13 protein-coding genes and 1 pseudogene are annotated in these 13,827 nt (G+C 33.7%); 1 reads left to right on the forward strand and 13 read right to left on the reverse strand.

Features of this window, described 5'->3' with window-relative positions:
- The 13 genes and pseudogenes from VLC96_RS06190 to VLC96_RS06250 form a co-directional block, all read right to left on the reverse strand.
- Positions 1–271, reverse strand: a pseudogene (locus tag VLC96_RS06190) (argininosuccinate lyase); the annotation flags it as partial.
- 186 nt (positions 272–457) lie between these two features.
- The gene (locus VLC96_RS06195) at positions 458–1,528 is read right to left on the reverse strand and encodes a M20 family metallo-hydrolase (RefSeq protein WP_325261389.1); all 1,071 of its coding nucleotides are present in this window, start codon (positions 1,526–1,528) and stop codon (positions 458–460) included.
- 121 nt (positions 1,529–1,649) lie between these two features.
- The gene (argB, locus tag VLC96_RS06200; RefSeq protein WP_325261391.1) at positions 1,650–2,429 is read right to left on the reverse strand and encodes an acetylglutamate kinase; all 780 of its coding nucleotides are present in this window, start codon (positions 2,427–2,429) and stop codon (positions 1,650–1,652) included.
- An 88-nt stretch (positions 2,430–2,517) separates the two neighbouring features.
- On the reverse strand, positions 2,518–3,468 hold the full coding sequence (locus VLC96_RS06205; RefSeq protein ID WP_325261392.1) for an N-acetylornithine carbamoyltransferase: 951 nt from the start codon (positions 3,466–3,468) through the stop codon (positions 2,518–2,520).
- Between the two features lie 76 nt (positions 3,469–3,544).
- Complete coding sequence (locus tag VLC96_RS06210) at positions 3,545–4,258, reverse strand: DUF3307 domain-containing protein (protein WP_325261393.1); 714 nt, start codon at positions 4,256–4,258, stop codon at positions 3,545–3,547.
- Positions 4,255–4,893 carry a transcriptional regulator gene (locus tag VLC96_RS06215; RefSeq protein ID WP_325261394.1) on the reverse strand — a complete coding sequence of 213 codons (639 nt, stop codon included), beginning with the start codon at positions 4,891–4,893 and terminating at the stop codon, positions 4,255–4,257. The genes VLC96_RS06210 and VLC96_RS06215 overlap by 4 nt, the downstream gene beginning before the upstream one ends.
- Positions 4,894–5,062: 169 nt before the next feature.
- Positions 5,063–5,833 carry a glutamate 5-kinase gene (proB, locus tag VLC96_RS06220; RefSeq protein ID WP_325261396.1) on the reverse strand — a complete coding sequence of 257 codons (771 nt, stop codon included), beginning with the start codon at positions 5,831–5,833 and terminating at the stop codon, positions 5,063–5,065.
- A 60-nt stretch (positions 5,834–5,893) separates the two neighbouring features.
- Complete coding sequence (locus VLC96_RS06225) at positions 5,894–6,697, reverse strand: GNAT family N-acetyltransferase (RefSeq protein WP_325261397.1); 804 nt, start codon at positions 6,695–6,697, stop codon at positions 5,894–5,896.
- 49 nt (positions 6,698–6,746) lie between these two features.
- Positions 6,747–7,943 carry a glutamate-5-semialdehyde dehydrogenase gene (locus VLC96_RS06230; protein WP_325261398.1) on the reverse strand — a complete coding sequence of 399 codons (1,197 nt, stop codon included), beginning with the start codon at positions 7,941–7,943 and terminating at the stop codon, positions 6,747–6,749.
- A gap of 123 nt (positions 7,944–8,066) precedes the next feature.
- Positions 8,067–9,206, reverse strand: a complete 1,140-nt coding sequence (locus VLC96_RS06235; protein WP_325261399.1) for an aspartate aminotransferase family protein — start codon at positions 9,204–9,206, stop codon at positions 8,067–8,069.
- A gap of 95 nt (positions 9,207–9,301) precedes the next feature.
- A complete protein-coding gene (argC, locus tag VLC96_RS06240) occupies positions 9,302–10,279 on the reverse strand; it encodes an N-acetyl-gamma-glutamyl-phosphate reductase (RefSeq protein WP_325261401.1) in 978 nt (325 codons plus the stop codon).
- 320 nt (positions 10,280–10,599) lie between these two features.
- Positions 10,600–11,799, reverse strand: coding sequence for an argininosuccinate synthase (locus tag VLC96_RS06245; RefSeq protein ID WP_325261403.1), 1,200 nt, complete (start codon positions 11,797–11,799; stop codon positions 10,600–10,602).
- Between the two features lie 113 nt (positions 11,800–11,912).
- Entirely contained in the window at positions 11,913–12,530 is a 618-nt protein-coding gene (locus VLC96_RS06250) for a GNAT family N-acetyltransferase (RefSeq protein ID WP_325261404.1), read from the reverse strand.
- Positions 12,531–13,146: 616 nt separating this feature from the next.
- Between VLC96_RS06250 and VLC96_RS06255 the strand changes: the two genes are divergently transcribed.
- On the forward strand, positions 13,147–13,578 hold the full coding sequence (locus VLC96_RS06255) for a DUF8479 domain-containing protein (RefSeq protein WP_325261406.1): 432 nt from the start codon (positions 13,147–13,149) through the stop codon (positions 13,576–13,578).
- Positions 13,579–13,827 lie beyond the last annotated feature (249 nt).

Genomic DNA, 13,827 nt, shown 5'->3' on the forward strand with positions numbered 1-13,827 from the left:
ATAAATATTCAATTTTGGAATGGACATCTTCAAAACTATCTTCAATTTCGAATTTCCCTTTTTCAATATCGGCGATAATATCTTCCAACGCTAAAACTAAAGAATCAGTTTCATCTACTGTCAAAAGTCCAATTTGTGCTAACATTTTGGCGTGAGCAATAGAGCCTATTGCGTCATATTTGGCTAAAACTAAATCCAATTCACGGTCATTCCCAACAGTGAAATGTTCTATTTGTTTATCTGTTGGTATTCCTTTTTCCCAAAGTTTCATATTTTTATATTTTGTTTTGCAAAGATACTCAGAGGTTAGTCAGAGATTCGCAAAAGTTTGTATTGTTTCAAAAATTTTCTTGATTGCAGAAAGCCCTAGCCCCGATAGAAGCGAAAATCCTTTTTATTTTTTCTTTAAAAATAAAAAGATTGCAGCGGATAGCGGGATTAGCTCCTGAAAAACATCCTAACTTTTAAAGAAATCTGTCAATATTTTGATATATAATTCAATTCCTTCTTCAATTTCGTTGATAAATATAAATTCATCAGCGGAGTGTGATCGCAGTGATTCTCCAGGTCCCAATTTCAACGATTGACAACTCAAAACTGATTGATCCGAAAGAGTAGGTGAGCCATAAGTCGTTCGACCTAATGCGATTCCAGCTTGTACTAAACCATGTGTAATTGGAATTGAGGACGAATTTAAATGCATCGAGCGAGGAGTAACTTCCGCGGCAACATGCGCTCTTACGGTTTCTAAAATTTCGGTATTATTGTAGCGATCGGTTACTCGAATATCAACAACCAAATGACATTCGGCAGGAACGACATTGTGTTGTTTTCCAGCATTAATCTGAGTTACAGTCATTTTTACAGGACCTAAAACTTCTGATATTTTTTCGAATTGATAGGTTTTGAACCAGTCAATTACGGCCATTGCATTGTAAATCGGATTGTCAGGATTGTTATGAGCGGCGTGACTTGCGGTTCCTTTTACCACAACGTCTAGAACCAACAGCCCTTTTTCGGCAACAGCCAACTGCATTAGAGTAGGTTCGCCAACTATGGCGCATTCCAGCTTAGGTAAATGTTTTAGAACGCTGTTTAGACCATTTTTTCCGCTGCTTTCTTCTTCTGCAGAAGCAACAATTACAATATTGTATGGCAGATTTTCCTGAGCATAGAAATGGGTAAATGTAGCTATTAAGGATACCAAACAACCTCCGGCATCGTTGCTGCCAAGACCATATAATTTTCCATCTTTTTCGATAGCTTTGAATGGATCGTTGGTGTATCCTTGGTTTGGTTTTACAGTGTCGTGATGCGAATTAAGTAAAAGTGTTGGTTTGGATTTGTCAAAATGTTGGTTGAAAGCCCAAATATTATTGTTTTCTCTTTCGAAAGGGATATTGTTTTGTTTAAACCAGTTTTCAATTAAAAGCGCCGTTTGATCTTCTTCGCTTGAAAAAGAGGGGGTTTCAATTAGCGATTTTAAGAGCGCAATGGCTTCTTTTATCAGGGTTTCTTGGTTTTTCATTTATTATTCTAATTTTGCCACGAAGATGCAATTTTTTTTAATTTAACAAAGGAGTCATTTAAATTTATTTACGATGGCAGAAATGTTAAATTTCATGACTTATATATTTCAAAACGTTTTATTACAATTGAATTGTTGTGCAAACAGCATCTTTACTTTGAAGCATTTTATGATGTCCAATTCGTATTTTTTGAACGCCTTTAGCCAAGCTATTGAAACAATTATCCAATTTTGGAATCATTCCAGAGTGTATAGCACCTTCTGTTTTTAGTTGCGAATATAAGTCTTGATTGATATTTTTGATTACTGAATTTTCGTCTTCAACATCTGTTAAAACTCCAGCTTTTTCGAAGCAATAATTTAAAGTTACTTCAAAAACTTCGGAAGCTGCAATGGCTAATTCACTAGCAATTGTGTCAGCATTGGTATTCAATAATTGTCCATTTTTGTCGTGTGTTATAGCACAAAAAACAGGCACAATTCCGCTAGAAATCAGTGTTTCTAATAAAGGTGTATTTATTTTTTGTACATCTCCCACAAATCCATAATCAATGGTTGGATGATTTCTTTTTGTAGACTGAATTAAATTTCCATCAGCACCAGAAAACCCCATTGCATTGGTATTATTGGCTTGCAATTGCGCTACAATATTTTTATTGATTTCGCCTGCATAAATCATCACAACAACATCCAGCATTGGTTTATCGGTAATTCTTCGCCCATCAATCATTTGAGGAACTAAGCCAATACTTTGAGCCATTTTAGTAGCTGATTTTCCACCACCATGAACAAGAATTTTATTGCCTTCAATTTTAGAAAAATCAGAAAGAAATTGAGATAATTCCGTCGGATTATCGATGATATTTCCTCCAATTTTTATAATAGATAACGATTGTTTCATTTTTTTAAAGCTTCTAAGTTTTTGAGCTTCTAAGTTTATAAGTTTTTGGGTCACCAAAAAAAGCTTAGCGACTTAGTAACTTAGACACTTAGAAACTTTTTTTCAATATTTTTTGTAAAACCAATTGAGCGGAATATGTTCTGTTGTTAGCTTGCTCAATGACAATTGAATTTTCACTGTCGATTACTTCATCTGTTACAATCATATTTCTTCTTACTGGTAAACAATGCATGAATTTAGCATTATTAGTTAAAGCCATTTTTTCAGCATTTACTGTCCAATTTGGGTCAGTATTAGTTATTTTTCCGTATTCGTTATAATTACTCCAGTTTTTAGCATAGATAAAATCGGCATTTTCAAACGCTTTGTTTTGATCGTACTCAATTTTGGAATCTTTGGTAATTTCGGGATTGAGTTCGTAACCTTCTGGATGTGTAATTACAAAATCCATATTCTCTTGCTTTTGCATCATCTCTACAAAAGAATTAGCAACTGCCTGAGGTAAAGCTCTTGGATGCGGCGCCCATGTTAGGACCACTTTAGCTCTATGTTCAGTTTTGTGTTCCGCCATTGTGATTGCATCTGCAAGAGATTGTAAAGGATGACCTGTAGCACTTTCCATATTTACAATTGGTACTGTCGCATACTTCTTGAATCCTGAAATTACAGTTTCGGCATTGTCTTTTTCTTTGTCTACTAATCCAGCAAAAGCTCTGATTGCAATAATATCGGCATATTGAGAAACTACTTCTGCAGCTTCCTTAATATGTTCTGAAGCACCTTGGTTCATAACTGTGCCGTCTTCAAATTCAAGTGTCCAGCCTTCACTACCAAAATTCATTACCATAACATTCATTCCTAAATTTATGGCCGCTTTTTGGGTACTCAAACGAGTTCTTAAACTAGAATTAAAAAACAACATTACTAAAGTTTTGTTCTTTCCTAGTTTTTTGTTTTTAAGCGGATTTTTTTTGATTTTAAGCGCTTGCTTCACCCATTTATCGAGTGAATCAATGTTTTGTATGGATATAAAGTTCATTTTTTAGATGTTTAATCGTTAATTCATTTAATTGTTTAACCGAATGACGATTAAACAATTTTCAACTTTTTTATAATTATATTTTCAATAAATATTGAGTTAGCAATCCTACCAATATGGCTATTCCAAAACTCAATAGTGTTCCTATTAATATGTATTCTGTTAGTTTCCGTTCTTTAGATTCTTTTAAATCCCCAAATCTAAAAACCGATTTTGATGCTAATAAAAAGCCCACCGCTTCAAAATGGTTCGTGCATATAAACACAAAAACCAACAGTCGTTCAATAAATCCGATATATTTGCCTGCATACCGGAGCGACTTTTCCTTTTCATTCACAATCGCTTCTGACCAGGGCTTTGTTAAAACTCCCAATATAATGGAAACTGGTTTTGTCAAAAATAGTGCCGCAGTTGCAAGTATTATGAATGAATCTGAAAGTAAAAAAGCAAAAAGTTCTTTTTCGCTATTTTGCCAATATGCAACTAAAAGAAAAATCGCCGTTAGATGAAGTATTTGATCACTAATAAACCAAATAATTTTAGAATCTTCTGTTTGAAATTTTAATTTGATGTAATCTATAACCAAATGGCTAAAAGTAATGCTTACTATTAATCTCCAACTATTTATATCGTATAAAAATAATAATGACAATAAACCATGGATACTTACATGAGCATATAATTGCCAGGCAAACCCTTTTTTTTCTTCTTTTGCTTTAACCCAACTGTTAGGTTGCAGCAAAAAATCACCCAAAATATGCGCCAAAATTAATTTTACAATCATAATCATGGCTGGATTTGTTTTAGTTTATAGCGATACATTTTCTCTAATTCCAGAATCTCATCTACATGAGCGCGTTTGAATCTGCCGCTCACTGAATTTTGTTCAATGCCTAAAATCGCTCCTATTTCAGTTTGCTTTTTCTCAGGATCTTCAAATAACGTGGTAAACAATGTAGCCGAATTAATAGTCCAGGCATCCATTTGTATTACGGCCAACTTTAGATACAAATTCATTTCGTAATCAAAATTTGGAAACGAAGATTGAATGGCTAATGTTGTTTTCTCTTTTTTTAATTTTTCAAATTTTTCACCCGAATTAATGAAAGCTGTACCGTTGCTTTCTGAAATTCTTTCGGCTGTATATTCTTTTGTTCCCAAGCCTATTGCCATTCGAACATCAATTGAATTCGCTTTTTTTTCATTGACATTAATACCTTTTATCAATGCTTTTATTTTTAATGCTAAAAGTAAAGCTTCGTCCGGGTCATCAATTTCGACTTGAAAATAATCACCTCTGTAAATCTCCCATTTTTTAGGTGTTGAACCGTACTTGGCTAACAGTTTTTTTAATGGAGATATCCAGATTTCCTGATTCACTAATGCACGTGAATTGATAATGTCGGCTGTTATAATTGCTATCATAATTCAAATATCGCATTAATTAGTGATATTTCAAAATATCGCGTAAATAAACGATAATTTTAAATATCGCGTAAATAAACGATATTTTTAAACATCGCGTAAACAAGTGATATTTTTCAATATCGTTGCAAACAATGATAAATTTAAATATCGCTCCAAAAGCCGATATTTAAATAATTTTTGTGAATGGAATTTCATTTTTCATTGCTTTCAAAATAAAATTATCTTCCAATCCATTAACAATCCAAGTTTCGATATTTCCGGCTTTGGCAATCGCTGCAGAATCGATTTTGGATTGCATCCCTCCAGTTCCGTGAGATGATTTTGAATCGCCAATTTCCTTTTGTAACAGCGATAAATCAGTTACCAGTTCAATTGTTTCTGGAGATTCATTATTTATTGACGATTTGGTGTAAATACCGTTGGTGTTAGTGGCAATAATCAAAATGTCAACATTTAATAAAACAGCAGTCAAAGCTGCCAATTTATCATTGTCGCCAAATTTAATCTCATCCGTTGCAACAGTGTCATTTTCGTTGATAATTGGGATGTAATTATTTTTGACTAAAACGTTTATGGTATTTACAATATTTATTTTGGTTTGTTCTTTTTCAAAATCCGAATAAGAAAGTAAACATTGCGAAATATTTAGACCTAAATCCTTAAAGTTTTCGTTGTAAATCCGCATCAAATGAGGTTGTCCAATAGAAGCCAAGGCTTGTTTTACGAAAACGTCCTTATCGTGATTGTCCAATTTTACAAATTGTTTGGCTGCCGCAATAGCGCCCGAACTCACAATAATGAATTCATATTCATCCTGCAAAGCGGCTATCTGCATACCAATATCCTCAATCTTTCCTCTCGAAATGTGATTGGTTTCTTTGGTTAAGGTGTTGCTGCCTAATTTTAGTAATATTCTTTTTTTAACTGATTTGTTCATTTTTTTGTTTTTAAAGCTAACAAAAGCTTGTAATCAAAATATGTGATCTTTTAAAATATATTAACCTATATTTCCCCCAATTCTATTATACAAGTTTGATGGATTCCAACTTCTTCGTTTGCCTAATATCATTCTTTTAGCTCTTTTAAATTCTTTATCTCCATATTTATAAAGAAAATCAATTGCATCAATATTATCTTTCGGAAAACAGGCATTATCATGATTCGTAAATCTCATTTTCATAAACTCAATTCCAGCTTCTTTCGTTTTAGTCAAAATTAAACCCTCTCCAAAAGTTGGAAGATAAAATCCTTCTATAGAATTATTGTTTTGATAAACAAAACCATTTTTGAGATGTTTTTCTAAATGAAATAACCTATTCTCTCCACTTATTAGTTGATCCATTTCAGCAATTTCAGCTTTATGTTGAGGAAGAAATGGTATAATACTGTTAGAAATTTTCCAAGATTCCTCTGCTTTTATATCTTTAAAAAAGAGATATTCTGTTTCAGTTTCAAAACCAACTTTTGTGTAAACAGGAGATCCAAGGTCGGTTGCAATCAGATAAATCGTCTCGCAATTTTTAGGAACAGAATCTTTTACTAAAGATTGGGTAATTAATCTCCCTATTCCTTGATTTCTACTCTCAGCATGAACAATAATGTGTCCTAGCCAAGCTACATCATTATGGATTATAGCGGTTCCAATTCCCACTATTTTAGTGTCATTATTAATTCGAATAGAAAAGCAAAAATCAGTGTTTGTTGTATAAAACTCATGAGCAGGCAAAATATCGCCCCAACCAAAAGGCTGTAATTCATTTAGTAAACTAACATCACTATTATTTAAGGTTTCTATTGTCATTATTAACTATAAAATATTTTTAAGTTCTCAAATCTACAATCTGAAAATCTTATCTAACCTGTCCTTCGCCGTACACATACCATTTATTGGTTACCAAATGCTGTAAACCAATTGGCCCGCGCTGATGCAGTTTGTCGGTGCTGATTGCCAATTCTCCTCCTAAACCAAATTGTCCGCCGTCGGTGAATCGGGTAGAGGCATTTTGATATACGGCAGCCGAATCAACACTATCCATAAATTCCTGGGCAACGGCATTGTTTTGTGTAATTATCGTAGCCGAGTGACCACCGCAATATTTATTGATTTTTGCAATTGCTTCTTGATCAGAATTTACGACTCCAATAACAATTTTATAATTCAAGAATTCTTCGTACCAAATAGCTTCGTTTTCAATTGCAGGAATCTGAGTTGCTTTTGCGAAAGCGGCATCTCCTAAAACTTCGACATTGTATTTTTTTAATTCCGAAACTAATTGCGTTGCAAAAACTTCCCAATTTGGCAGCGAAGTATCAATCAAAACTTTGTCTAAGGCATTACAAACTCCGATATTGGTCGTTTTTCCGTTGATGATAATGTCAAGGGCTTTTTTTAAATCGGCTTCTTTATTGATATAAAGAAAGTTATTTCCTCGACCACTTACAATAACTGGGCAAGTGGCGTATTTTTTGGTAAACTCTATTAATTTTTCGCCACCGCGAGGCACGATCAAATCGACTCTTTGTGTTGGTTTTTCCAAGAAAGTTTGAGTCTGTGCTCTGTCATAATTCAAGTATTCTACCCAATCCGTAGAAACGCCATTGCTTTCTAGGGCTTGATGCCAAAGGCTCACGATTTTTTGGTTCGAAAGCAAAGATTCTTTACCGCCTTTCAAAAGGATTTTGTTTCCCGATTTAAAAGCAATTCCTCCCGCTTCGACAGTTACGTCCGGACGGGATTCATAAATGATCAAAATAGTTCCAAAAGCTGCCGTTTTATTGCTGATTTTCATTCCGTTGTCATGGGTGAATTCATAGCGAATTTGCCCAACAGGATCTTCCTGGCCAGCCAATTGCTTTGCCGAAAGAATCATTGCGTCCACTTTGGCATCATCCACAAGCAAACGTTTTTCCATAGCCAAATCTTCACCATTGTAATTAGCTAAATCTTGTTGGTTGATGCTTTTTAAGGCTTCTCTTTCTTGTTCTAAAAGAGTTGCCATTGTGGTTAAAACAGCATTTCTTTTTTCTATGGATAATAATGTGCTCATTTTTATGGTTTGGTTATTAACAGCAAAAGATGAATTAAAAAAAATCAATCATATAAGACATGTAAGTTCATTTAAGTTAGATAAATTAATATTTCCTTATATGCCTTATATGGTGAAAAATTATTATGCTTTCAATTCGGCCAATGATTCCTTTAAAGCAACGATAAAAGCATCAATAGCTTCAGTAGTAATTGTCAACGGAGGTAGAATTCTCAATACGTTTTTATTGTTGGCTCCTCCGGTGAAAATATGTTTTTCAATAATCAATTTTTTTCTCAAAGCACTCACGTCAAAATCAAATTCAATCCCCAGCATCAAACCTCTTCCTTTCACTTTGATAACTTCAGGAATCTGTTTAATTGCTTCCATGAAATAGCTAGAAATTTTATTAGTGTTTGCAATTAGGTTTTCTTTTTCCATAACATCCAAAACGGCAATTCCGGCAGCACAAGCCAAATGACTTCCGCCAAAAGTAGTTCCTAATAAACCATGACTGGCTTTGAATTTAGGCGAAATCAAAACTCCTCCAATAGGGAAACCGTTCCCCATTCCTTTGGCAGTAGTTATAATATCGGCATTGATTCCGTGATGTTGGAAAGCGAAAAACTTACCGCTTCTTCCATAACCGGATTGCACTTCATCTAAAATCAAAACAACATCATGTGCTTTACAAGCTTTTTCCAATGCTTGGAAAAATTCAGTTGTTCCTTGATCTACACCGCCAACACCTTGAATTCCTTCAATGATTACGGCACAAACGTCGCCTTTTTGCAATTCAGCTTCAACCAATTCAAATTGATTCAGAGGTAAAAAAGTAACGACTTGCTGCGCGTTAATTGGTGCAACAATTTTCTTGTTATCGGTTACAGCAACAGCAGCCGAAGTTCTTCCATGAAACGAATTATGAAAAGCAATAACTCTTGATTTATTCGTATGAAATGAAGCTACTTTCAAAGCATTTTCATTGGCTTCAGCACCTGAACTGCAAAGAAATAAGTTGTAATCAGTTAAGCCGGACATTTTACCTAATTTGGCAGCCAATTCTACTTGTAAAGGATTTTGAATAGCATTTGAATAGAAATTCAAATTATCCAATTGTTCTTTTACTTTGGCTAAATAATACGGGTGTGCATGTCCGATAGAAATTACTCCGTGGCCAGAGTATAAATCTGAATATTCTGTTCCTTTATCGTCATAAATAGTGCAATCTACTGCTTTTACAGGCGTAATAGGATATAATGGGTAAACGTCGAATAAGTTCATTTTAATTTTTTGTTTAAAGTTTAATGTTTCATGTTCCATGTTAAAGTTTTAAGTTCAGTGAGTAACTTGAAACTTCAAACCTGAAACATTTTTTTCTAGAATCCGCTTGGTTTCAAATGCAATCCTGTGGTTTCTTCCAGTCCAAACATTAAATTCATGTTTTGAATGGCTTGGCCAGAGGCGCCTTTGACTAAATTGTCGATCACCGAAGTGATCAAAATCCGGTTTCCTTTTTTCATTAAACTAATAATACATTTGTTCGTTTGCACTACTTGTTTCATGTTGATATTGGTAGTTGTAACGGTTACAAATGGCTGATTTTTATAAAATGCTTCGTATTTGGCAACCAAATCTTCTAAGTTAGCTTCTGATTTTGTGTATAAAGTCGCAAAAATCCCTCTTGGGAAATCACCTCTGTTCGGAATGAAAAGTAATTCGTTTTTGAAATCAGCCTGTAATTGATGCAAACTTTCTGAAATTTCGCCTAAATGTTGGTGTTCAAAAGCTTTATAGTGTGAAAAATTGTTGTTTCTCCAACTGAAATGCGAGGTTTCCGAAAGGCTTACTCCGGCTCCTGTACTTCCTGTTGTGGCGTTGATATGAACGTCGTCATTCAATAATCCGTCTGAAGCCAATGGTAATAGCGCCAATTGAATCGCTGTTGCAAAACAACCAGGATTGGCGATGTATTGCGCTTTTTTGATATCGGTTTTGTTCAATTCAGGCAATCCGTAAATGAATTTTTTACCGTCAAAAACTTCATCTTTGTGCAATCTGAAATCATTTCCTAAATCAATGATTTTGGTATGGCTTGCAAATTTATGTTCAGTCAAAAAAGATTTTGATTTTCCATGTCCCAAGCACAAGAAAACTACGTTTACCTCAGGATTGATTTTATCGGTAAAAGTAAAATCAATTTCGCCCAACAAATCTTGATGTGCTACATGAAGTTGTTTTCCGGCATTGGTGGTGCTGTACACAAAATCGAGTTTTGCGTTGGGATGATTCATCAAAATTCTGATGAGTTCTCCCGCCGTATAGCCTGAACCGCCTATTATTCCAACATTAATCATAATTTTTTATTTATAAAATTGAATGTCTTTTGTCATTTTCCTGCAAGGTCTTTTTTGACCTTGTAGGTATTTGTGTATTTTAAGCATACCTACAAGGTTTGAAAAAAAACCTTGCAGGATTCAACCTTGAAAATCATGTCAAAGTCAGAAAAAGACCTTGCAGGATTAAGGCTTACAAAAACTAATGTTTCCTTTTTAGCCCCGACAGAAGGGAAAATCCTTGTGGGCTGGGGTTCAGCCCACAAGATTGGAATGATGGCGGGAACCAATGCCCGCTGAAAATGCCTAAACTTTCGCTTCTTATTTATCTGAAGAAATGCCTACTCGTAAGTCTCTTTGTTTACAGAAGAGAATATGTTTTGAGCATTACCTAAAATCTTGATGAATCCTTTAGCATCGTCTGATGTCCAAGCGTTGTTCATTTCTCCGTATTGACCGAAACCGGTATTCATCAAATCGTTTGGAGACTCGATTCCGTCTAATGAGAAGTGGTACGGTTTCAAAGAAACAGTTACTGTTCCGTTTACGGTTTTTTGAGTGTCTTCAAGGAAAGTTTCGATGTTTCTCATCACAGGATCCAAAAATTGCCCTTCGTGGAATAACATTCCGTACCAGTTTCCTAGTTGTTCTTTCCAGTATTGTTGCCATTTTCCAAGAGTATGTTTCTCTAATAAATGGTGTGATTTGATAATAATAATTGGAGCAGCAGCTTCAAAACCAACTCTTCCTTTGATTCCGATAATGGTGTCACCTACGTGAATATCTCTACCAATTGCGTAAGCACTAGCTAATTTTTCAAGAGTTACGATGTTGTTTGAAGGCTTATCGGCCACACCGTTTACGGCAACTAATTCCCCTTTTTTGAATTCAAGAGTTACTTTTTCTTCGCCTTCTTTTTGCAATTGAGATGGATACGCTTCACTTGGCAATGGTTTTCCGGAAGTCAAAGTTTCTTTTCCTCCAACAGAAGTTCCCCAAAGTCCTTTGTTGATAGAGTACTGCGCTTTTTCCCAAGAATAGTGCACTCCGTTTTTTGCTAAATAATCTACTTCTTCCTGTCTTGAAAGTTTTAAGTCACGGATAGGAGTGATGATTTCTATTTCGGGAGCGATGGTTTGGAAAATCAAGTCAAAACGAATTTGGTCGTTTCCTGCACCAGTACTTCCGTGGGCGATAGCAGTAGCACCAACAGATTTAGCATATTTAATGGCTTCGATAGCTTGGAAAACACGTTCAGCACTTACAGATAAAGGATATGTGTTGTTTTTTAATACATTTCCGTAAATCAAGTATTTGATAGCTTTGTCATAATATTTGTCCAAAATGGTAAGGTTCGCGTGTTTCGCGCTTCCTAATTCATAGGCTCTGTCTTCGATAGCTTTCAATTCGGCATCGTCAAATCCTCCTGTGTTGATTAATACGGTATGAACTTCAAAACCTTTTTCATTTTTTAAATATTTTAGACAATAAGATGTATCTAAACCTCCACTATATGCTAATACTACTTTTTTACTTCCCATTTTATATTGTTTTTGTGGAGTTTGTGAATCTCCGATTTCATTTTTTAGACTATACGCTATTAGCTGTTGGCTATTAGCTATGATTTATTTGTTATTTATTTACTGAAAACTAATTATTTCTTGTCTAGGAATGTTTGCTTAATTTCTTTTAGACGATTCCAGATCCTAACATTAAAAGGATGTTTAGGCGGATCTTTTGGTTTTTCTTTTGGGTCATAAAGCATTCCGGTGCATAAACACATTTTGTAATCTTTACTTTTTAAAATTTCAAAGTTGGTGCAGGTTTGGCATCCTTTCCAGAAACTTGGATCGTTTGTAAGTTCAGAGAAAGGCACAGGTTTGTAACCCAATTCAGAATTGATTTTCATAACTGCCAATCCAGTTGTGATTCCAAAAACTTTGGCATTTGGATATTTTTTTAATGAATATTCAAATACAAACGATTTAATTTTTTTGGCAAGTCCCAAATTTCTATAATCAGGATGTACAATTAAGCCGGAGTGCGCTACAAACTGACCGTGTTGCCAACTTTCGATATAACAAAAACCAGCAAAGATCCCATTGTTTAATGCAATAACTGCATCACCTTTTTCCATCTTTTTTATAATGTATTCAGGTGTTCTTTTGGCAATCCCAGTACCTCTTAACAGGGCAGATGATTCTATTGTGTCACATATTTCTTGTGCATATTTATAGTGTTCTTCCTGAGTTACTACAATAGAAATGTTCATTTCAAGAGTTAAATTTTAGGTTAAAAAATGTGCTGCAACCCTGTTTGAAATATTCTCTTTTTGAATTATCAAATATATGATAAAAGCAATTAGGGATAATCCAAGTTGTTGAATTACAGTGTGATAAATGTTGTTTGGTGATTTTTTTAGGATGTATTAATCCAAATAAATATGGAAATAATTTCAAAACGATAAAATAAGAAATGAATAAATATATTACGATTACACTGTGGAAGCTACTACTATAGCATCCGTACTTCGGGAGAAGCCGTAGGTGTTATTATCCTGGAGATAATTGTTATATATGTTTCTGTTTTTTTCATCGGTGCAAAAATACAATTATTTTTTATTAGCAAATTGATTTTTTTTCTAAAAGTCATTTTTTTAACAAATCGTAAAGGTTTTGTGGGAAAAAAAATAAATTAACTTAAAATGACTGTTTTATAATTGTATTTTCATTTTTATAATTAATTAAAAAACAATTTTAATTATCGAATCGAATCAACAATGGTTTTTTGATTTCTTTTAAATATAAAACTCTATTTTTTTTCAAATTTACTGTCCTAAATTATTTTATATTTGAAATAAACTTTTTAAAGTAACTAACAAAAATGCTATGCTAAAAAAAGAAACAAATAAGAAATTATTCATTCGGAAAGGAATTAAAATTGTTTTTGTTGTTGTTTTGGTGATTTTGGCGCAACAGTTTTTCTTTAAAAATAAAACAATAGGAAACGAAATAAAGCCATTGGTTGAAAATTACAATAAAGCGTGTCCGATGATGATTAGCGAGGATATTTGTATGGAAAGCGTTAATTCATTGCCTGATAATATTGTTCAATATGATTTTACTTTGGTGCACGTCAAAAAAGAAGCTATCGATGTCAATGCTTTGAAAAAATCTGTCGAGAAAGAGATTTTGAGTACTTCAAAAACAAATCCAAGTCTTGAAGCTTTTAGAAATAATAATTCTACTGTTGTTTATATTTACAGAGACAAGAATCAAAAGAATTTATTTAAGGTTGTTTTGACTCCAGAAATGTATTAGAATGTAATAAAAATTCTTTTTTGATAAAATATGTACTTAAGGTATTTTTAAATCTATCTACTTAACAATCTATAAATAAGACCATTGTGTTTTAAAGGCGTAAGAGAACTGCAGCGCTAATTTACCATCTATGATAAAAGTCAGTATCTAACTATTTTGATGTTTTTAAATTTGCAAAAAAAATGTTAATAATAATAAGTTAACCAAAAATCAATAGGTTGACTTATTATTTTTTTGTAAATTAGAAAG

Source organism: Flavobacterium sp. (assembly GCF_035456085.1).
Lineage (GTDB): Bacteria > Bacteroidota > Bacteroidia > Flavobacteriales > Flavobacteriaceae > Flavobacterium.

Coding starts and splice junctions, on each gene's coding strand:
- argB (WP_325261391.1), bottom strand. CDS start 2,429: ATGAAACAATCGTTATCTATTATAAAAATTGGAGGAAATATCATCGAT.
- VLC96_RS06210 (WP_325261393.1), bottom strand. CDS start 4,258: ATGATTATGATTGTAAAATTAATTTTGGCGCATATTTTGGGTGATTTT.
- VLC96_RS06230 (WP_325261398.1), bottom strand. CDS start 7,943: ATGAGCACATTATTATCCATAGAAAAAAGAAATGCTGTTTTAACCACA.
- VLC96_RS06255 (WP_325261406.1), top strand. CDS start 13,147: ATGCTAAAAAAAGAAACAAATAAGAAATTATTCATTCGGAAAGGAATT.
- VLC96_RS06250 (WP_325261404.1), bottom strand. CDS start 12,530: ATGAACATTTCTATTGTAGTAACTCAGGAAGAACACTATAAATATGCA.
- VLC96_RS06205 (WP_325261392.1), bottom strand. CDS start 3,468: ATGAACTTTATATCCATACAAAACATTGATTCACTCGATAAATGGGTG.
- proB (WP_325261396.1), bottom strand. CDS start 5,833: ATGAACAAATCAGTTAAAAAAAGAATATTACTAAAATTAGGCAGCAAC.
- argC (WP_325261401.1), bottom strand. CDS start 10,279: ATGATTAATGTTGGAATAATAGGCGGTTCAGGCTATACGGCGGGAGAA.
- VLC96_RS06225 (WP_325261397.1), bottom strand. CDS start 6,697: ATGACAATAGAAACCTTAAATAATAGTGATGTTAGTTTACTAAATGAA.
- VLC96_RS06195 (WP_325261389.1), bottom strand. CDS start 1,528: ATGAAAAACCAAGAAACCCTGATAAAAGAAGCCATTGCGCTCTTAAAA.
- VLC96_RS06245 (WP_325261403.1), bottom strand. CDS start 11,799: ATGGGAAGTAAAAAAGTAGTATTAGCATATAGTGGAGGTTTAGATACA.
- VLC96_RS06215 (WP_325261394.1), bottom strand. CDS start 4,893: ATGATAGCAATTATAACAGCCGACATTATCAATTCACGTGCATTAGTG.
- VLC96_RS06235 (WP_325261399.1), bottom strand. CDS start 9,206: ATGAACTTATTCGACGTTTACCCATTATATCCTATTACGCCTGTAAAA.